Here is a 20,094-nt window from a genome sequence, read left to right as displayed (position 1 = left end):
CGCCCGCACTCTAGGAGTACCTGGATCATCGATCCAATGGCATTTGCACAGCCTGTCGATGCACCAGATTCATCGTCCTGGGCCACTGTCAGTCACAGCCGGCTGATGACTCGTCGCGCAACAGCATCTTGGTAAGCCACTCAATGGCCGGTTCGGTGACCCGTCCCTGGGCTCGAATAACCCATACCTCCCAGGTTGGCAACGCCAGGGGCAGCTCGAACACAGCCAATTGCGCAGTCTCTTGCATGCGCAATGCGACCCGCTCGGCGACAACCGCGATCGATTGCGAAGCGCCGACCATGAACGGCACGGCCAGGAAGCTGGGACAGGCGACGCCCACCTTGCGGGTACGGCCAAGACTCTCCAGTGCGGCGTCCACTACGCCCCGGGTATCGCCGCGCGGCGAAACCAGGATATGGGGCAAGCGCACAAAGTCATCCAGGCCCATGTGCCACGTCTTGCCGCGCTGGACCAGCGCCGGGTGTCCCTTGCGGGCGATACCGATAAAACGTTCCTGATGGACACGCTGGCAATCGAAACGCTGGGGGATCTGGGCAAAAGAACCGGCCCCCAGCACGATATCGAGTTCGCCGGAATCGAGCATGCGCAACGCCGACTCGACATCAGCCGGCCTGAGCCCCAGCACCAGGTCCGGCGCGGCGGCCTGGATCTTGGCCAGCACAGGGGCAATGACGGTCAAGATCGCGTGATCGGTAGCCGCCACCCAGAGTTTCGCCTGGAGGCGGCCCGGGTCGAACGAGCCTCGCGGGCTGGCGATAAGCCTGACGGATTCGAGCACCTCGGCCACCCGCGGCATGACCTCCACGGCCAAGGGTGTCGGTGCTATTCCACGGGGATTGCGAATGAAAAGCTGATCAGCGAACGCGATCCGCAACCTCGACAAGGCGTGGCTCGTTGCGGACTGGGACAAATTCAATCGTGCCGCGGCGCGACCAACGTGCCTTTCGATCCAGAGCGCCTCAAGCACCACCAGGAGGTTGAGATCGAAACGCGTCAAGTCCAGGGGCGGCATGCTGTACTAGCCTCTTAGTCGATCATTTGAAATGCGCTACGTCGTATTCGAGCCACCACCCCTGGCGCCAACCACCTGGGTATGACTGACGATGAGCAAGGTGTCGGCGATCTTGTTCGCGCTCGGCCAGCACCGATACGCAAGCTGCTGCCAGGCACAAGAAGCCCAGTATAGAACCGGGCTGCCGACATCACTGCTCACGCGCCTCCTGGATGGTTGCCCCCGGATACTTCTGTGGAGTTCGACGTCTCTTGGGTCAGCCCCCTTCCACAGGACGGAGCGATCGAGCCGCACGCCAGTGTCGAGACGGCCTGCCCCTTCATCCCGCCATAGCAAGCAAGGAGTCGAAAACATGAGTTTGATTGAAAGCGCCCTGGATTTGCGCACATTCATCGAAACACTGCGTCAGCGCAACGATCTGGTGGATGTCGAGACGGTCGTCGACCCGACACTGGAGGCCGCAGCGATCATCCGCCGCGTGTATGAGGAACGCCTCCCTGCCCCACTGTTCCACAACCTCACCGGAGCGATGCCAGGCGCTCGCCTCTTGGGAGCGCCCGCAGGCCTGCTGCGCAACAGGCGGCTGGCCTACTCGCGTCTCGCCTTGCACTTCGGGCTGCCGGAAACGACGACCGCCCCGGAACTGGTGGAGAAAATTCGCTCTGCGGTCAAGGCTCGCCCGATCGATCCGGTTGTCGTAGACACCGGGCCGGTCAAGGAGAACAAATGGATCGGCGCGCAAGTCGACCTCAATCAGTTTCCCGTCCCTCTGCTGCATGAGGCCGATGGTGGCCGCTATTTCGCGACCTACGGTTTCCATGTCGTGCAATCGCCCGACGGGACCTGGGACAGCTGGGGCATCGGCCGCATGATGCTCAATGGCCGCAACTCGCTGGTGGGCCCGGCGATGCCGACCCAGCACATTGGCCAGGTGAGAAAGATGTGGACGGACCTGGGCAAGCCAACGCCCTGGGCGATGGTGCTCGGCGCCCCGCCGGCGGCCGTCGCGGTGGCGGGCATGCCACTGCCGACTGGCGTCAGCGAACCGGGCTACATCGGTGCCCTGCTAGGGCAAGGCCTGCCGGTGGTGAGGACCGAGACCAACGGCCTTTTGGTTCCCGCCAATGCCGAAATCGTCCTGGAAGGAGAAATCAGCCTCAGCGAACAGGCCATGGAAGGACCGATGGGCGAATATCACGGTTACCAGCATCATCAGGGCAATGTTCAGCCTGTCTTCCATGTCCATGCGGTGACCTTTCGCAACAACCCCATTCTGCCGATCTGCGTGGCGGGCCTGCCACCTGAGGAGAATCATACGATCTGGGGCACCATGATCTCGGCGCAACTGCTCGACACCTGCCAGGAGGCGGGCCTGCCGATCGACATGGCCTGGTGCTCGTACGAGGCCGCGACTTGCTGGGCAGTGCTGGCGGTCGACCCGGTGAAGCTGGCGAGCCTGAACACCACTGCCGAGGAGTTCGTGCACAGAGTTGCAGACGTCGTCTTCGGTTCACATGCCGGCTACCTGATTCCCAAGCTGATCCTGGTGGGCAATGACCTCGATATCACCCATATCGATGAGGTGGTTTGGGCCCTCGCCACCCGGCACCACCCAGGATCCGATCATTACTCGCTGCCAGAGGTTCGTGCATTTCCCATGGTGCCGTACTTGAACGCTGACGATAAACAGCGCGGCACGGGAGGCAAGGCAATTATCAACTGCCTCTTTCCCGAGCAGTTCCAGGGAAAAATCCGCGCGGCCACGGCTTCGTTCAAGCACTCCTACCCTGAACAGCTCGTGAACCAGGTGTTGGCGAAGTGGCAAGACTACGGTTTCAAGGAGCGCTGACAGGGCAACGCAGCAGGCCGTGCAAGAACCTGCTGGCAGCCGCGCAGCGGTGATCAATGTGGTTTCAAGTCGCCTCAGGCCCCCAAGTGCTTCTTGAAGAACGGCACCAGCCTTTCCAGCGCCTTCCCCGTCGCCTCGGGCTGGTCGTACAGCTCGTAGTGCGAAGTGTTGGGCAAGACCAGCAGTTCCTTGTCTTTCGAAGCTGCGCGGCCATACAGTTCCTGGCCGTCACGATAGGCCCCGAAGCCCCCGGGTTTGTCACCGATCACCAGCAGCAGCGGTTGGGTCAACAGCACCTCGGCCAGGTGGAAGGCGTCCCAATCCACCGCTGCCGCGCGACGGGAGAACAGGAAGCTGGTCGGCCCCTGCTCGGCCTGGCCCCGTGCAGTCTTGTAGTAATCGGTGGCTTCGAGGACATCGATGTCGTTGATTCCGGCTTGCTTGGCCGCCTCCACCGACGGCGGCAGCACATCGTCCACCCGCCCTTGGCCACCTCGGGCCTCGGCGGTGCGCTGCGCCGCGATGGCTTCCAGCGTAGCGATTGGATCGTAGCCCCCAAAACCCTCACGGCTCAGGCGCCCGAAATTGACCCCGGTGATGCTCGCCACGGCCTTGATCCGCCGTTCGGACTTGATCGCGCTGATGGCATAGCCGCCGCCACCGCAGATGCCCAGCACGCCGATCCGATCGGCATCGACATAGGGCAGCGTCACCAGGTAATCGACCACCTGGCGAAAGTCTTCCACGCGCTGTCCCGGGTCCTCGACCAAACGCGGTTCGCCACCGCTGGCGCCCTGGTAGCTGGCGTCGAACGCGATCACCACGAACCCCGCCTTGGCCAGGGCCGCGCCATACACATTGCCGGAGGTCTGCTCCTTGCAACTGCCGATGGGGTGCGCGCTGATGATGGCCGGGTATCGCTTGTTGCTGTCGAACTGGGGTGGGAAGTGCAGGTCCGCGGCGATGTGCCAGGCCATGCCTGGGTTGCGGAACTGGACGGTTTCAATCGTGTGGCTCATGACCGGATCCTTGAATTGATGATGACAATCGGGGTTATGCCTGCATCGGCATCTGCCGCGTGCCATGCAGGTTAGGCCTTGAGCAGCCTATTGATAATCCTTCAGAATCAGCATTCAGTCATAAGCAGATTTGATAAATGCAAGGACATCGACTTCGGGACCTGGAGGCTTTCCTCGCAGTAGCGGAAGAAGCCAGCTTCACCCGCGCAGCTGCGCGGCTGGGCATTTCGCAATCGGCCCTGAGCCAGGTCATCCGCGGGCTGGAGGAAAGCCTCGGCTTGCCACTGTTCGCCCGCACCACCCGCAGCGTCTCGGTAACACCGGCCGGCGAGCGCTTGCTGCTGCTCATCGGACCGGCGGTGGGCCAGATCCATGCGGGGCTGGAGAAAGTCACCGAGCTGCGGGACAAGCCCTCGGGCACCATCCGCATCAGTGCCGATGAATACGCCGTGCACAGCGTGCTGCAACCAGCGCTCAGGCACTTCCTGCCGCAATACCCGGACATCAACGTCGAACTCACCGTCGACTATGGCCTGACCGATATCATCAGTGGTCGCTACGATGCCGGTGTACGCCGGGGCGGGCTGGTGGCCAAGGACATGATTGCAGTGAACATCAGTGCACCACACCCGATGAGCGTGGTGGGCTCGCCCGCCTACCTGGCGCAGCGCCAAGCGCCGCAGCAGCCGCGAGACCTGACCGAACACGCCTGCATCAATCTACGCCTGCCCACCCATGGCGAGCACTTTGCCTGGGTGTTCGCCAAGGCGGGCCATGAGCAACGGGTCCGGGTCGAGGGCCAGTTCATCAGCAACAGCATCGCCTCGGCGCGCGAGGCGGCCTTGCACGGCCTCGGCCTGGCGTACCTGCCCCAGGCCTACGTCAGTGATGCTCTGGAGAGCGGGCAGCTCGTCGAAGTGCTGGCGCAATGGCGCAAGACATTCGAACCCTATTACCTGTACTACCCCAGCCGCCGTCACCCCTCGGCAGCCTTTACCCTGCTGCTCGAGGCATTGCGCCACAAACCACAGGCCGCCGCGTTATCTACCTGAGGTGCGCTGAATGGCTCCCGGCGGCTGACCATTGATGCGCTTGAGGCCCCCGCTGTGCCCCGCAGCTCGGCCACGGCCCATTCCCGACCTGGCTGGAGATGCAACGCCAGGTGCGGGCCACGCAAGGCGCCCGCGGGCATGCTGACCTGGGTCTTCCAGGGGCTCACACTGGCGCGCATGGCGCCACGCAAGATGCGCCCACACGGCACCGGAGTGGACGGGCTCCAGCGCCCGGGAATCGCCATCGGCCTGTGCGGCTGCATGCTTGTCCAAATCAGCCAAGTTGCCACGACATGGCGCGGCCACAGGCCGCTACTGCAAAGTTGAACGAACGGAAACTGATCAGGAGCGGGTTTGCCCATGCACCGCCCGCAGGAAATCGGCCGCCAGGTGGTGCGCCCATGAACGCGCCGTAAAGCCTGCGAGATAAGCACAGTGGCTGCCTCTGCGGGTAACGGCCAACAACGTCCTGGGCATGCGTGACAGGGCGTTCTGGTGATCGCGCACGTTGCCCAGGACGCAGACCGGATCATCCTCGGCATTGAGCACCAGCAGCGGGATGGTCACGGTCTCCATCACCAGCATCGGGTTGCAAGCCTCGAGAAAGGCTTGCTGGGTGGGATAACCCGCGCACTCGTACAGGTGCCGGTGAAATTCATCCAGGCTCTGCGCCCCCTCCAGGGCCGCCAGGCTGGGCAAGTGCGCCAGCGCCTGGCGATTGGGGGACACGAACTGGCGCACCAGTTTCCTGGCCATCAAACGGGTATAGGGCGCACGTGCACGGCCAAAGGCGACGCGGATGTCGTAGCCCGGGCAATAGGCAAAGGCACCCCGCAGCGGCGTATCGGCGCCCTGCTCGCCCAGGTAGCGAATCAGCAAGCCGGTGCCGGCGGAAATGCCGGCGGCGTAAAGCGCCGATTGCGGGTAGCGCTCGGCGATCAACTGCAGTTGTTCGCGCAGATCGGCGGTATCGCCCATGGTGTTGAAACGCGGGCTGGTCAGCGGCAACTGGCCGTGGCCGCGCCGCTCGCACAGCACCACGCGCCAGCCAGTGAGCCGCTGAAGATCACGGACGAAGCCACGCATGCTGTGTGGCGAGCCGGTGATGGTATGCAACACCACCAAGGTCGGGACCTGCTCCGGCAAATCGCTGCCAAGCCAATGCAGTGCGGTGGTGCCGCCATCGGCCATGCGCAAGGTATCGACATGGTCGTAGCTCAGGCGCGCAGCCAAGACCTTCTTCAACCCCAGCCCGAGCAGTTGCAGGTGGCCGTTGAACAACCAGGGCGTGGCCCAGAAGCGTCGGGTCAAGCGCGGTACCCGGGCAATCAGCGCCTGGTTCTGCGGGTTGGGCTGATAGATCAACTGTGGCCTGCGTGCGGCCGTGAACAGATAGTACGCACCCAGCACTACAGCCAGCACGGCACAGGCGCTGATCCAAATCGACATCCAGAGTCCCTCGATCAAAATGTGCAACACGGGTTCAGGTCGCTACGCTGGCCAAGACCCGGCCCCACGTCAATACCTGGCTTCAGCCCTGGGGCCGATTGCGCACCACCTCTTGCTCCAGTTGCTGGAGCAAGCGCTGCAGGCGAGGCTCGCGCGCAACATGCCAATCCGTGAACACATTGAAGACACCGCGCATGACCGAGATGGGCGCCCAGCGAAAAGGCGCGGTGATGCGCGGCTGGCGCTTGCGCAAGCCCCGCACCACGCCACGACCGATCACTTCCGGTCCCACCGGCTGGTTCAAGAACGGCGGAACCCCGATTTCGTTCATCTTGGTGGCGATGGCGTTGCCACCGAAGGCAACCTTGGCGATGGCCGTATTCACCCACCCCGGATAAAGCACGCTGGCAGTGGCGCCGGTACTGCCCAGCTCGGCGCGCAGCGACCGGGTCATCGACTCCACCGCGGCCTTGGACAAGGCGTAGGGCGCATTGGCCATGCCATTGAGGTAGGCGTAGGTCGACGAAGTGACCAGGATCTGCCCACGGTTGCGCACGACTTCCGGCAAGGCCGCACGCACCGTATGCCACACGCCGAACAGGTCCACTTCGACGATGCGCCGGAACTCGTCCTCATCGCAGGTGCGCAAGGTCGCCGGCGTGCCCTTCCAGGAAATGCCGGCATTGGCGAAGGCCACGTCCAGATGGCCAAAGCGTTCCACTGCCAGGTGCACCACCTGCCTGGACGCCGCGCTGTCGGTCACGTCCAGCTCCAGTGCCAGCACCCGTTGGGCATCGAACTCCTGGGCCAATTGGTCCACCGCCTCCTGCCGGGTATCGGTCAGCACCAGGTTGGCGCCGTGCACATACAGCTCCCGGGCGGTGGCGGAGCCGATGCCGCCGGCCGCACCGGTGATCAGGACAACTTTGCCGTGAAGGTCGTAGTTCATGCTGTCTGTCTCTTGTTGTTGGGTCGGGAAATGGCCGCACCGCCTTATTTACGCCGCCATCGAGCTCATGGCCCACGGGACAGCGCCGGCCGGCGATGCTCAGGGGGCCTTGCGGGTGTTCGTGAGTCGTACCGCCTCAGCCACCTTGCTTGGCTCGAAGCCGATCCGCTCGATCAAGCGCCGCAGCAGACCGCATGCTTTGGCCACCATGCCGTTGCTGCTCGGCACCGTGACCAGGTCGCGCCGACGCTCGATGCAGTCGACGAGAGAGGCAACCACCTGGTCCAACGCCACGAACTTCCAGATACCCCGGTGGTTGTTCCACACCAGGGCGCTGCACGGATGGTCGATGACCGCCTCCATCATCGGCGTCTGGAAGAACGTTGGATGGAAGCTCCCCACCCCGACGCCCTGGGGCTTGAGTTCCAGGCGAATGCTGTCGCACAGGGCCCAGACTCCGGCCTTGCTGGCGGTGTAGTGCGCGTTCAGGGGCGAATGCACGAACGCCGCCATCGAGGAGATGGCCAGCAGGTAACCCTGGCGCGCCTTGACATACGGCAGAGCGGCACGAAAGGTGCGCCAGACGCCACTGAGGTTGATATCGACAACCCGGTCAAAGGCGGCGGGCTCCATGGACTCCAGCGATTCGGGAGAGCCGATGCCAGCCCCGGCGATCACCACATCGATGCCGCCAAAATGCCCTGCCGCGTCCTTGAGCGCCGCCTCCAGGCTCTGCAGCGATCGCACGTCGGCCACCCACGCAGCAGCAACGCCGGGACCGCCCAGCTCGACTGCCAGGGCATTGAGGCTGTCGCGGTCCAGGTCCAACAGGACCAGCTTGGCCCCCTTCCCACGCAGCGCGACGGCAGCGGCCCTGCCAAGGCCGCCTGTGGCGCCGGTGATGGCGATGACGCGATCGCTGAGTACGTAGTGGGTCATGGTTGCTTTCCTAGCGAGTCTTGGATGCAGGGAGTGCACAGGCCGCGTTATCCGCGGGAGCGCCGCTCAGGCTCATTCTGCTTTTGCGCCACCGGGACCGTGCGCAGGAGGAAGTCGACCTGGTCGGCCACCACTTCCTCGAACGGCTTGCCGACGTAGATCGCGAAGTGGCCGTAGGGATAACGCTTGATCTCGTGATGCGGAGCGCGCCCGGCGTGTCGCAGGGTCGCCTTGGCCGGAGCCACGCTATCGGGGTCGCAAACGCTGAACAGCACGGGCACTTGAATCCCGGGAGTCCGGCGCCCGGGGTAGTAGCGGATGATGTCCAGGGCGAAGCGTGCGGCGATTTCGTTGCGATTGCTGGCACCGGGTGCGATCAGCCCGTGGTACCCGCCCCAGCTATCGGGCGAAGTCATGAACGCCGTTTCACCCGGCTGGCCGGCGAGCGCGGCCATGACCGGCTTGGCACCGAGCATCGCGCCGAGGCGGTCCAGCACCGCCAGCGCGGTGAGCTTGATAGACACCAGTGGCTGGGTGACGAGACTGGAGGCCAGGCCATCGGTGAAGGGGCACTGGGAAATCACCGCGGCCACCTGCGGATCCTCGGCGGCGATCGTCAGTACGTGCCCGCCGCCAAAGGAGGTGCCCCAGATCGCCACACGTTCCGGGTCCACCTGCGCAAGGCTTCGGGCATGGGCAAGCGCTGCATGCCAATCCTCCAGCTGGCGCTTGATGTCCAGCAATTGACGGGGTTCGCCATCGCTGTCGCCAAAGTGGCGGTAATCAAAGGCCAGGCAGGCGTACCCGGCCGCCACGAAACGTTGGGCAAAGGCCGGAATACGCATTCCCCGGGTGCCGCCCAGCCCGTGGGCCATCACCACCACAGGAAACGGCCCGGCACCTGCCGGCTGATAGAAGTCGGCTACACAGCGAGTGGCATTGGAGTAAAAGTGCAGCGTTGTCGAGACCGGGAATTCACTGATATCGCTCATGGTTCGCTTCCGTTGGAATAGCTGGCGTGATTGCATTGTTGGCAAGGTAAGCCGGCCCTGCTTGACGCTATCCGCCGGGCCGCTTATCAGTTCACGCCAACAACACAGTGGGCTGCAAAGCAGCAGACACGTGGGGTTTAGCCTGCCTCCTGGGGATTGGCCTGCTCTCTAACAGCCTTGGCGACGCGGTCAGTGTCGAAGCCAATGCGCTCGATAATCCGCCGTAGCAGTCCGGGGGCCTTGGCCACCAGGCTGTTGCTACCCGGCACGGTGACCGTGTCGCTCCGGCGCTCGATGCAATCGACCAGGGCCGCGACCACCTGCTCCAGCGCCACGAATTTCCAGAGCCCCTGGTGGTTGTTCCAGACCAGCGCACTGCAAGGCCCCTGGAGCGCGGCATCCATCATGGGCGTCATGAAGAACGTCGGGTGAAGAGAGCCGACCCCTACCCGAAACTGCGCCAACTCCAGGCGAATGCTGTCGCACATGGCCCAGACGCCAGCCTTGCTGGCGCAGTAATGGGCGTTCAGCGGCGAGTGGACGAAGGCGGCCATGGACGAGACGGCAAGTAGATAGCCCTGGCGCCTCTTCACATGGGGCAGCGCCGCGCGAAAGGTCCGCCACACGCCGTTGAGGTTGATATCGATGGTCCGTTCGAAAACCTCCGGGCTCATGGACTCCACGCTTTCCTGGGTGGCCACGCCGGCGGCCGCCACCACCACGTCGATCCCGCCGAAGTGCTGCGCAGCGGCCGCCAGGGCCGTCTCCAGGCTATCCAGCGAGCGCACGTTGGCGACCCAGCCCGCCACCTCATCGGGTTGACCCAAGGCAGCGGCCTGTTGATCCAGCCCCTCAAGGTCCAGGTCCAGCAAGGCCAGTTTGGCCCCCCTGCCCCGCAGCGCCTGGGCCGTCGCTCTGCCCAGCCCTCCAGTGGCGCCGGTTATGGCGATCACGCGGCCTTTGAGGTCGTAGTTGTTCATGGCAGCACCTTCAGCAAGTCTCAGGGAGGAGTGAGGCAAGGATTGGTTCGGGATCGAATGGCGCTGGTGGCAGCGCATAGGAGCATTCTTGACCACTCCCGAAAGAACGGCTTGACGCTACCCGTCGCACGGTTTGACACTTTGCGCCAAACAACAATTGAGAGCTCGCATGAGCCAGCCCCTGCACCGGCGCGTAGTTCCCGAAACCTATGTGCAACTGCTTTACGACTACCTGAAAGCCCACGGACACGATCCGGTTTCAGTGCTCGCAGAACCTTGGCCGCAGCCCGACCCGAACGGCGCTGGAGGCATCGACGTCGAGCATTGGGAACACTTGCTGGCGACGGCTGCGCAGCAGTTGGGCGATCCGCTGCTGGGCATCCACCTGGGCCGGACGATCAGCCCTCGACACTTTGGAGTGCTGGGCTCGGTGCTCCTGGCCTGCAATAACCTCGAGGCGGCCCTGATGCGCCTGGAACGCTACCTGCGCCTGGTGTTCGATGTCCTGCCGATGTACCGCCGTGAAGGACAGGGCTGGGTGGAAATCGTCTGGGACACCAGCGAGTACCAGCCCGGCCCCTTGGTCAATGAAACGGGGATCGTGGCGATGGTGCAGTTCTGCCGCGATCTGGTCGTTGGCGTGGTCGATCCGATCCAGATCGACTTCAACCACCTGGGCCCGACCGACCCTGGCCCTTATGAGGAGTTCTTTGCCTGCCCGGTACGTTTTGGCCAGGCGCAAGCGGTGATGCGCTTTGCCCCGGATGTGCTGGCGATGCCGCTGAAAAGCCCTGACCCGGCGCTGATCACTTTGCTGGAACAGCATGCGGATCGGCTCCTGGCGCAGCTGCCACAACAGGATGAGATGGTGGAGCAGGTACGCAGGAGTATCTCCAGGGAACTGCACGAGGGTGAGCCAAGCATCGAGCGAATCGGGGCCCGGCTCAGTCTCTCCCCACGCACTCTGCAGCGGCGCCTGCAAGAGACCGGTACCACCTTTCGTGGCGAGCTGAACCTGGTCCGCCATGAACTGGCCTTGTCGTACCTGCGCGACCCACGCCTGCAGATCGTGGATATCGCCATGCTCCTCGGGTATTCGGAGCACAGCGCCTTCACCCGGGCATTCAAGGAGTGGAGTGGGCAGACGCCGCTCGAAGCCAGGCAGAACCAAAGCCCCTAGCCAGAGCGCCGGCCCTTGGCTCAAGGCAGGCCAAGCCTTCGCGCCTTGGCCAGGGCCCTTCGCCTGACGACACAGGCCAGGTATGAAAGACAGGTCCGGGGTGGGTGAAATACCCAGCGACTCATGGACGTACCGAGACAGCGCTCACCGGCTATCGAGCACTTTCATCCTTGGCCCATGCACCAGCAGTCGGCACGCTGCCCATTGCGGGCAGCGTGCCGACAGGTCAATGCCGTGGCCATGGGAACGAGGCCAAGAGCGGCTTCAGCCCACGACTTGTTCCGTGGCGCCCTCGCTCCCCTGCTCCTGGGGACGCTCCTTGGGCTTGGACTGCTTGCGTCGCGCCTGCCCACGCTGGCGTGAAGCCTGCTGCCTGGCATGCAGTGCCTGCGAGGCGGTCACGATGCCTGCAGCCTGGCCATTCAGGTCGAGCCGCGGTGCATCCTGGGTCATGCTGGCCCAGTAACGGCTGCCCTTGCACCAGGTGGCGATACCCAGCTTGAGCTGCTCGCTGGTCAGCCCTAGCAGCTCCAGGTGCTGCTCGGCATCCTTGAAAATGCCTTCCTTGAGCGGAACCTTGGGCGCCGGATTGACCGGGAAGGCCAAGGGGAAGTGCTTCTGCAATCGCCAGATCGCCTCCACCGCCGGGTCTTGCTCGCGAGGCTTGGGTTGCGCAGGGGGCTTGCGCTTGCCCTGTTTGGCGCTATCAGTTTTTACCTGCTGTTGTTCAGCCCGCAGGCGGTCACGTAGCTCAGCTAGTTGCTCAAAACCCATCGTTCATTTCAGCTTCATGGTTGATTCGTGGCGCAAGGTTACCCCAAGCAGTCGTTTGGAGCAGCCTAATCAAGCAACGAAATCACAACAGCGCGGCGAGCGGTGGCTGGCCTTGAGGGTTCAGCCCTCATTCCCTGAGCTTCTGGGCAACCGCCCGCAGTGGCGAAAGCACCTGCCGTCTGGCCCCGGAAAGGAGCGACTCCTGTGTGAAAAGGGGTAATGCCGAAATACGCTCACCTGGCTGCTTGTAGCTGGGGAACAACCCCAGGGCATGGCCACGCCGGACACCGGCAGCCTCGGCCGCGCTCCAGAAGCCAGAAGCGACCAACTCGTCGATCTGTGCCCCACTGCGGGCACCCGAGGCGAAGGGTGTGTCGGTGCCGAACAGCAATCGATCGGGCTCGAACAACTCGCGCAACGTGGCCATGGCCGGACGCGATACCGATGTGGCGGTATCCAGGTAGAAGCGCCTCAAGTAGGTCAGCACGCCCTGGGGCGCGGTGTCCCCGTACTCGATCATGGTGTTCGCCAGCGATGCCCGCCAGGCGACATAGGGCAGGAAGCCCCCGGCATGCGCGAGAATCCAGCGGATCCTGTGGAAACGCTCCATGGTGCCCGACAGGATCAGGTTCAGCCCCGCTCGCGTAACGTCGCAAGGGTATTCGACCACGCTCAGTGGCGTGCCCAGGCCCAGAGCATCCTTGGCCGGTACATTGGGGTGGACGAAAACGATCGCACTGCGCTGGTTGAGCTCGTGCATCAGTTCCTCGAACAGCGGATCGCCGAGGAACTTCCCCTCGTTGCTGGCCATCAGCACCACGCCATCGGCCTGCAAGATATCCAGCGCGTGGATGGCTTCGGCGCAGGCCAGTTCGGTGTAGGGCAATGGCAGGTGCGCGAAGAACCCGATCCGCCCCTTGTGGCGCTCGGCCAGGGCCCGGGAGAACTCGTTGCTGCCGCGGGAAAAGGCTGCCAGTTCAGTTGCGGCCAGCTGGATGCCAGGCAGTACTTCAGAGGTGATGGCCGTCTGCACACCCTCCTCCTCCATGGACGCCATGAATGACTCGGGCGACCCATCGGGTAGCTCCAGCCCGGCCAGCGACCGGGTGTTGTGACGGGCAAGCAGGCCGCGCAAGGCCGGAGACCGGGTATGGCGGTGAATGTCGATGGTGCCCAAGCGTGCATCGCCAGTGGCGAGCGCCTCGCCAGCAGCAGCATCGAGGCGCCCCAGCGAATGGCTCTGTGATGTGCTGTTCATGTCTGCCGCGAACTCCCTGTCCCCACGAACGCGCCAGCACCCACGACCCCTGTAAAACCTTTCATGACCACCTCATGTACTTATAGGTAAACCCTGGAAATCAACGATCCCGCATGGACTCGGCGAGGGCAGACATCGGCCTGGTCATAGCCCGTCGCAGCCGCCCTGCCATGGACTCGTCCTTGAAGATGGGACTGGCCGTGACGACCTCATCGGGCCGGCGGTACTGGGGGAACAGCTCGAGCGCATGGCCCCGGGCAATGCCGTATCGGGTCGGTTCGGCAAATACGTCGCAGGTATCCAGGGTGCGGCACTGCAGGGCCGTGGCCGGGGCTGGGGCAAACGGAAAGTCGCTGCCGAACAGAATGTGCGAAGGGTCCACCAGCTCCTTCAAAGCCACCATGGAGTAGCGTGACGGCGACAGCGCGGTATCGAAGTAGAAGCGCTCGATGTAGTGCTGCACGCCTTGGGGCACATGGCGCTGCAGATCGCCGAGATCCACCGCGCTCAAGCGCCCGGCCACGAACGGCAGGAAGCCGCCGGCATGGGCCAGGACCCAGCGGGTATGGGGGTACTTCTCCTGGGTTCCGGTGAGGATCAGGTTGACGGCGGCGCGGGTGGTGTCACAGAGAAACTCGATGAGAAAACCCGGCATGTCCAGGGCGATGTCGATGCTGGTCGCATGCAGGTTGGGGTGCACAAAAACCACCGCCCGACGGCGATCCAGCTCGCTCATCAACTCATCGAACAGCGGGTCGCCCAGGAAGTGGCCGTCGGTACTGCCCAGCAGCACCACCCCATCGGCCTTGAGCACCTCCAGGGCGTAGATGGCTTCGCTGCAGGCGTGTGCCGTGAACGGCATGGGCAGCACCGCGAAGAAACCGAACCGGCCCGGGTAACGGGCCATCATCCCCGCGCAGAACTCATTGCAACGCCTGGCCAGGTCGACGGCCTGGGCCGGGCCATCACCGAAGTGCACGCCCGGAGCGGAGAGCGAGGCAATCGCCGTTTGAATGCCGTTGGCGTCCATCACGGCAATGGATTTCTCCGGCGTCCACTTGGGCAGCAGGGCCCCGGCGACCTTCTGGATGCCCTTGGCTTGCATGGTGGCGACAAAGTCAGGGGGAATGACATGGTGATGGACGTCTATGCGCCCTTGCTGGATAGCCATGAGGGTTACCTTGGCGAGCATGGAGTTAGAGTCGACCGGCGACCCACCACTAACACAACCGCTTAATAATGATCACTACTGTTCATTAAGGTCAAGAATGATTCACCAGGGAGAGGCACTTTATTCGCCTACCCCATTCTCTAAAAATAGATAACTACTTGAAAAACATCGAATAAATTTATTAATCCGGTTTTTTAAAGCACATCCCGGGAAAAAATAGGCGGCCTGTCAGTTGATTTAACGTGAACAGCAGTGTTCACTAGCGAGCATTCAACGTTGCGAAGGCCTGAATCCGTGAGCATCATTCAAAAGCGTATCCATGAAGCGGCCCTGCAGCTCTTCGCCCAGAAAGAACTGGCTGACATCAACGTCAGCGAACTGGCCCAGAAAGCCGGGCTGGCGCGCAACACGGTGTACAAGAATCTCGACTCCATCGAAACGCTGTTCGAAACGGTCGCCACCGAACTGGCCTCCGAGATGAACGAACGCGTTGGCAGGAGCGCAGCCCCCGGGCTGGACCCGGCGCAACGCCTCTCCAACGGCATTCGCTTCTACATCCGCCGGGCCCATGAGGAACGCCACTGGGGCAGCTTCCTGGTGCGCTACGCAGCCTCCCATGCCTCGCTGCAGGCCTTGTGGGATGGCCCACCCGTAAGGGACATCCTCGAAGGGCTTGCCTGCCAGCGCTACAGCTTCCGCCAGGACCAGCTCTTGTCGGTCATCGGCGTAGCCGCCGGTTCGGTGCTGCTAGCCATCAGCCTCGTCCTGCAAGGACACAAGACCTGGCGCGATGCCGGTGCCGATACCGCCGAGTTCGTACTGCGCGCCCTGGGCGTTCCGGCAGACGAAGCCCGGGCATTCGCCACCGCCCCACTCCCGGAGCTCCCCCCTCTGGACGACTGATCAACCGGGTTCTGCAACGCGCACCACGAGATGCGCAGGAGGCGCTTATTGCCTTAAAAAAAGTGAACGAACAGGTTAGGCCAATCGGCTCCGCCTGCTGATCAGCCGCCCGCCGGTACCGGGGGCAAATCCATCACGCCCACGAATACGGACTTCATCGAACCCTCGATGACCTGTACGGGTCGGCTCGTCCCGCAAAAAGAGCCTGCGTCGCACAACAAGAACAACAAGAGGTAGTGAAGATGCTCAAGCACCCCCTATGGCGGGCAATCCGGCTCGCCAGTGTCGTCAGCCTTGCAACCCTGGCTTGCGCCCAAGCCCGGGCCGTGAGCTTTGCCATCGGTGAAATCGATGGCCAGCTGGATTCCACCCTCTCCGTCGGCGCCAGCTGGGCGCTGCGCAACCCGGACCCCGATCTGCTGGGCAGCAGCATCACCGACGACGGCCGGCGCAACTTCAAGAAGGGCGAGACCTTCTCCAAGCTCTTCAAGGGCATCCACGACCTGCAGCTCAGCCATGGCGATACCGGCGTGTTCCTGCGCGGCAAGTACTGGTACGACTTCGAGCTCAAGGACGAGAGCCGCCCGTTCAAGGATATCGACGACCACGGGCGCAAGCCCGGCGCCCAGTCCAGCGGCGTGCAACTGCTCGATGCCTTCGTCTATCACAGCTACACCATCGGCGACCTGCCGGGCACCGTGCGCCTGGGCAAGCAGGTGGTGAACTGGGGCGAAAGCACCTTCATCCAGGGCGGCATCAACAGCATCAACCCGGTGGATTTCGCCGCGTTGCGCCGCCCTGGCTCCGAGATCAAGGAAGGCCTGATCCCGGTCAACATGTTCTACCTGTCGCAGAACCTCACGGACAACCTGAGCACCGAGCTGTTCTACCAGCTGGCCTGGGACCAGAGTGTGATCGACAACTGCGGCACGTTCTTCGCCGTCAACGATGCGCTGCCCGACGGTTGCACCGGCCTGACCGCCGGCCCCGCGCTGAATCAGAACGCCCTGGCCCAGGCTGCGTTGTCGCCTTTGGGCATCGACCTGACCAGTGAGGGCATCCGCGTGCCACGGGGGCACGACAACGATCCGCGCAACGATGGGCAATGGGGCGCGGCACTGCGCTGGTTCGCCCCGGAGCTGAACAGCGAGTTCGCCGCCTACTTCATGAACTACCACAGCCGCATGGCCTACATCAGCGGCGTCACCAGCCCGCATATGGCCGACCGGGGCTTCGCCGGCCCGATCTGCGCCAACCTCGGTATCGGCAATCCGGCCGTGTGCAATGCGCTCCTTGGCAGCCCCCTGGGCCAAGCGGCGGCCCAGGCCTACAGGCTGGGTACCTCGCAGTACCTCGCCGACTACCCGGAAGATATCCAGCTGTACGGCCTGAGCTTCAGCACCAGCTTGCCCACCGGTACCATTCTCTCCGGCGAGCTCAGCTACCGGCCGAACATGCCGATCCAGATCAACTCGGCCGACATCATCGCCGCCACCTTCGGCGATCCCAGCGCGTCACCAGTGCTGTCATCGGGTTACTTACCCCTTGCCAACAGCAGCTCGATCAAGGGATACCAGCGCAAGGAGCTGACCCAGGCCCAGGTCAGCGCCACGCACTTCTTCGACCAGGTCATGGGGGCCGACCGCCTGACCCTGATCGGCGAGGTCGGGGTGACCCACGTCAGCGGCATGGGGGGCAGCGGACTGCGCTATGGGCGCAATCCCACCTTCGGCATGGGCGAGCTGGCCGACAACAGCATCTGCACCCGCCAGATCAACACCAAGACCCCGCAGTACTGCACGAATGACGGCTACACCACCAGCACCTCCTGGGGCTATCGGGCACGGGCGATCTGGGAATACAGCAACGTGTTCGACGGTGTCGATCTCAAGCCCAGCCTGGCCTGGTCCCATGACGTCAAGGGCTACGGGCCGGAGCCTGGCTTCAACGAAGGCGCCAAGGCCATCAGCCTGGGCCTGGACGCCGTCTACCTCAATACCTACACCGCCAGCCTCACCTACACCGACTTCTTTGGTGGCGACTACAACGCGATGACCGATCGCGACTATGCCGCCCTGAGTTTCGCCGTATCGTTCTAAGTGGAGTTACCAAGATGAATAACAAAATACTCTCTGCCTGCTCACTCGCCCTTGCCTGCAGTTTCAGTACCCTCCCCGCCCTGGCGGCGGTCAGTCCCGAGCAGGCCCAACAGCTAGGCTCCAGCCTGACCCCCACTGGTGCGCAAATGCAGGGCAACGCCGATGGCAATATCCCCGCCTGGACCGGTGGCCTGCCCAAGAGCGCGGGAACCCTCAGCCGCGAAGGCTTCCTCAGCGATCCCTTCGCCAATGAACAGCCGCTGTTCACCATCACCGCGCAGAACATGGCCCAGTACCAGGACAAGCTGAGCCCGGGCCAGCAGGCGATGCTCAAGCGCTATGCCACCTACCGGATGCCGGTCTACCCCAGCCATCGCACGGCCAGCCTGCCCGATGCGGTCTACCGGGATGCCAAGGACAATGCGACCAAGACCAGGCTGGTCGAAGGCGGCAACGGCCTGTCCGAGTTCGCCACGTCCATTCCCTTCCCGATCCCGCAGGACGGCCTGCAAGTGCTGTGGAACCACATCACCCGCTACCGCGGCGGCAGCGCCAAGCGCACCCACGTGCAGGCCACCCCCTTGGCCAGCGGCACCTTCGTGCCGGTGTACTTCAAGCAACAGTTCACCTTTCGCGACCGGATCAAGGACTTCAATCCGGCCGATCCGGGCAACGTGCTGTTCTACTACAAGCAGTTGATCACCGCGCCAGCACGCCAGGCCGGGGATGTCGTGCTGGTGCACGAGACCCTGAACCAGGTGAAGGACCCCCGCATGGCCTGGATCTACAACGCCGGACAGCGGCGAGTGCGGCGCGCGCCGCAAATTTCCTACGACGGCCCCTATCCGGCTTCCGAGGGGCAGCGGGTATCCGACAACCTGGACATGTACAACGGCGCACCCGACCGCTACGACTGGAAGCTGGTGGGCAAACGCGAGATCTATATCCCCTACAACAGCTTCAAGCTGGACTCACCGACGCTCAAGTACAGCGACATCGTCCAGGCCGGGCACCTGAACCCGGCCCACACCCGCTATGAGTTGCACCGCGTCTGGCAGGTCGAGGGCACCCTCAAGCAGGGCGAGCGGCATATCTACGCCAAGCGGGTGTTCTTCATTGACGAGGACTCCTGGCAGATCGCCCTGGCCGATCACTACGACTCCCACGGCATGCTGTGGCGCACCGCCGAAGGCCACCTGACTCCGTTGTACGACGTGCAGGTGCCCTGGCTCGGCGTCGAGGTGCTGTACGACCTGATCAATGGCCGCTACATCGTCTCCGGCATGCGCAACGAGGAAAAGGAACCGATCGAATTCGGCTTCTCCTCGCTGTCCTCCGAGTACACCCCGGCGGCCCTGCGCAACGAAGGCATTCGTTGATTCCAGCCTTCTAGGCCCAAGGGGACGCCCCCAGATCCTCGCCGCATGACCAGGCGGCTTGCGCAGGACGCCATGCTCGCGTCCTGCGAAAGATCACCACAACCACCAAATGAACACTTGTGTTCATTTATGAGCAAATATAGATTTAACAGGACAAAACAATCAGGCCTTTCTGGAGAGCACATGAACGACATCGCAGCCATTCCAGGTCTTACATCCCGCCACGTCAGGGTTGGCCGGCGGCAAATCTTCCTCAGCGAGGTGGGCCAGGGCCATCCCCTGCTCATGCTGCACGGCGGCGGAGCGGGCGCCTCCGGAATGTCCAATTACTCGCGCAATATCGAAGCACTGGCCAAGCAGTTTCGCGTGCTGGTGGTAGACATGCCGGGCTACGGGCAATCGACCAAGGGCCTGGACCGCAGCGACTGCTTCGGCGACCTGGCCCAGAGCATGCTCGGCCTGCTCGACGCATTGCAGATCAAATCTGCGCACCTGGCCGGCAACTCCCTCGGCGGCTCCTGCGCCCTGCGCATGGCCCTGGAAGCACCAACCCGGGTCTCGGCCCTGGTGCTGATGGGCCCGGGCGGCATCAACACCACCCGTAGCCTGCCCACCAAGGGGCTGAACCACCTGCTCGACTACTACAACGGCGCGGGCCCGACGCTGGAGAAGATCACCCGCTTCATCCGCGAAGACCTCGTCTACGACAGCAGCCTGGTGACCGACGCCATGATCGCCGAGCGCTATCGCGCCAGCACCGACCCTGAAGTGGTCGCCGCGCCGCCCCTGCGCCGCCCTACAGGCCTGAAGGCCGCAGTGCGCATGGACCTGACCCGCGATCCGCGGCTCGACCGTTGTCAGGTCCCGACCCTGGTGCTGTGGGGCACGGAGGACAAGGTCAATCGTCCCAGTGGCGGCCAGACCTTGTGCAAGCGCATGCCCAACTGCGACCTGTACCTGTTCAGCAAGACCGGGCACTGGGTGCAGTGGGAACGCGCCAGCGAATTCAACGCCGTCACCGCCAGCTTCCTCGCCTGCCATACCCCGGCCTGAAGACAAGGAATACCT

Annotated in this window: 17 protein-coding genes; 7 read left to right on the top strand and 10 right to left on the bottom strand. The window is 63.5% G+C overall.

Going from position 1 to position 20,094, the window contains the following annotated elements; all coding sequences use genetic code 11:
* Positions 1 to 88 precede the first annotated feature (88 nt).
* Positions 89 to 1,033: a LysR family transcriptional regulator gene (locus ATY02_RS13100; RefSeq protein WP_068580644.1), complete on the bottom strand. Its 945-nt coding sequence runs from the start codon at positions 1,031 to 1,033 to the stop codon at positions 89 to 91.
* 358 nt (positions 1,034 to 1,391) lie between these two features.
* Between ATY02_RS13100 and ATY02_RS13095 the strand changes: the two genes are divergently transcribed.
* On the top strand, positions 1,392 to 2,882 hold the full coding sequence (locus ATY02_RS13095) for a UbiD family decarboxylase (RefSeq protein WP_206600592.1): 1,491 nt from the start codon (positions 1,392 to 1,394) through the stop codon (positions 2,880 to 2,882).
* A gap of 74 nt (positions 2,883 to 2,956) precedes the next feature.
* Here the strand turns inward: ATY02_RS13095 and ATY02_RS13090 are convergent, their stop codons facing one another.
* Complete coding sequence (locus ATY02_RS13090; RefSeq protein ID WP_228022282.1) at positions 2,957 to 3,901, bottom strand: alpha/beta hydrolase; 945 nt, start codon at positions 3,899 to 3,901, stop codon at positions 2,957 to 2,959.
* Positions 3,902 to 4,038: 137 nt separating this feature from the next.
* On the opposite strand from ATY02_RS13090, the gene ATY02_RS13085 reads away from it, so the two are divergent.
* Positions 4,039 to 4,953: a LysR family transcriptional regulator gene (locus ATY02_RS13085; protein WP_068580641.1), complete on the top strand. Its 915-nt coding sequence runs from the start codon at positions 4,039 to 4,041 to the stop codon at positions 4,951 to 4,953.
* A 342-nt stretch (positions 4,954 to 5,295) separates the two neighbouring features.
* On the opposite strand, the gene ATY02_RS13080 is transcribed toward ATY02_RS13085, so the two are convergent.
* The 5 genes from ATY02_RS13080 to ATY02_RS13060 form a co-directional block, all read right to left on the bottom strand.
* Complete coding sequence (locus tag ATY02_RS13080) at positions 5,296 to 6,402, bottom strand: YheT family hydrolase (RefSeq protein WP_068580636.1); 1,107 nt, start codon at positions 6,400 to 6,402, stop codon at positions 5,296 to 5,298.
* A gap of 82 nt (positions 6,403 to 6,484) precedes the next feature.
* Positions 6,485 to 7,351 (bottom strand): SDR family NAD(P)-dependent oxidoreductase, encoded by an 867-nt coding sequence (locus ATY02_RS13075; protein ID WP_068580634.1) that lies wholly within the window; start codon positions 7,349 to 7,351, stop codon positions 6,485 to 6,487.
* Between the two features lie 99 nt (positions 7,352 to 7,450).
* Positions 7,451 to 8,290, bottom strand: coding sequence for an SDR family NAD(P)-dependent oxidoreductase (locus ATY02_RS13070; RefSeq protein ID WP_068580632.1), 840 nt, complete (start codon positions 8,288 to 8,290; stop codon positions 7,451 to 7,453).
* A 47-nt stretch (positions 8,291 to 8,337) separates the two neighbouring features.
* Complete coding sequence (locus ATY02_RS13065) at positions 8,338 to 9,282, bottom strand: alpha/beta hydrolase (RefSeq protein ID WP_068580629.1); 945 nt, start codon at positions 9,280 to 9,282, stop codon at positions 8,338 to 8,340.
* A gap of 137 nt (positions 9,283 to 9,419) precedes the next feature.
* Complete coding sequence (locus tag ATY02_RS13060) at positions 9,420 to 10,262, bottom strand: SDR family NAD(P)-dependent oxidoreductase (protein ID WP_068580627.1); 843 nt, start codon at positions 10,260 to 10,262, stop codon at positions 9,420 to 9,422.
* Between the two features lie 169 nt (positions 10,263 to 10,431).
* On the opposite strand from ATY02_RS13060, the gene ATY02_RS13055 reads away from it, so the two are divergent.
* Positions 10,432 to 11,442, top strand: coding sequence for an AraC family transcriptional regulator (locus ATY02_RS13055; RefSeq protein ID WP_068580625.1), 1,011 nt, complete (start codon positions 10,432 to 10,434; stop codon positions 11,440 to 11,442).
* 264 nt (positions 11,443 to 11,706) lie between these two features.
* On the opposite strand, the gene ATY02_RS13050 is transcribed toward ATY02_RS13055, so the two are convergent.
* From ATY02_RS13050 to ATY02_RS13040, 3 genes are all read right to left on the bottom strand, one after another.
* Positions 11,707 to 12,216, bottom strand: a complete 510-nt coding sequence (locus ATY02_RS13050; RefSeq protein ID WP_068580578.1) for a ProQ/FinO family protein — start codon at positions 12,214 to 12,216, stop codon at positions 11,707 to 11,709.
* 127 nt (positions 12,217 to 12,343) lie between these two features.
* Complete coding sequence (locus ATY02_RS13045; RefSeq protein WP_083235708.1) at positions 12,344 to 13,474, bottom strand: amidohydrolase family protein; 1,131 nt, start codon at positions 13,472 to 13,474, stop codon at positions 12,344 to 12,346.
* Between the two features lie 100 nt (positions 13,475 to 13,574).
* Positions 13,575 to 14,645, bottom strand: a complete 1,071-nt coding sequence (locus ATY02_RS13040; protein ID WP_068580580.1) for an amidohydrolase family protein — start codon at positions 14,643 to 14,645, stop codon at positions 13,575 to 13,577.
* A gap of 294 nt (positions 14,646 to 14,939) precedes the next feature.
* Here ATY02_RS13040 and ATY02_RS13035 point away from each other — a divergent pair, with 294 nt between their 5' ends.
* From ATY02_RS13035 to ATY02_RS13020, 4 genes are all read left to right on the top strand, one after another.
* Positions 14,940 to 15,548 carry a TetR/AcrR family transcriptional regulator gene (locus ATY02_RS13035; RefSeq protein WP_083235707.1) on the top strand — a complete coding sequence of 203 codons (609 nt, stop codon included), beginning with the start codon at positions 14,940 to 14,942 and terminating at the stop codon, positions 15,546 to 15,548.
* Positions 15,549 to 15,790: 242 nt separating this feature from the next.
* Positions 15,791 to 17,647, top strand: coding sequence for a DUF1302 domain-containing protein (locus ATY02_RS13030; protein ID WP_068580584.1), 1,857 nt, complete (start codon positions 15,791 to 15,793; stop codon positions 17,645 to 17,647).
* A 14-nt stretch (positions 17,648 to 17,661) separates the two neighbouring features.
* Complete coding sequence (locus ATY02_RS13025; protein WP_083235706.1) at positions 17,662 to 19,026, top strand: DUF1329 domain-containing protein; 1,365 nt, start codon at positions 17,662 to 17,664, stop codon at positions 19,024 to 19,026.
* A 183-nt stretch (positions 19,027 to 19,209) separates the two neighbouring features.
* On the top strand, positions 19,210 to 20,079 hold the full coding sequence (locus ATY02_RS13020) for an alpha/beta fold hydrolase (RefSeq protein ID WP_068580586.1): 870 nt from the start codon (positions 19,210 to 19,212) through the stop codon (positions 20,077 to 20,079).
* Positions 20,080 to 20,094: the final 15 nt, after the last annotated feature.

It is taken from the genome of Pseudomonas sp. BIOMIG1BAC (assembly GCF_001705995.2).
GTDB lineage: Bacteria > Pseudomonadota > Gammaproteobacteria > Pseudomonadales > Pseudomonadaceae > Aquipseudomonas > Aquipseudomonas sessilinigenes.
This window is presented reverse-complemented; position numbering and strand designations above follow the sequence as displayed.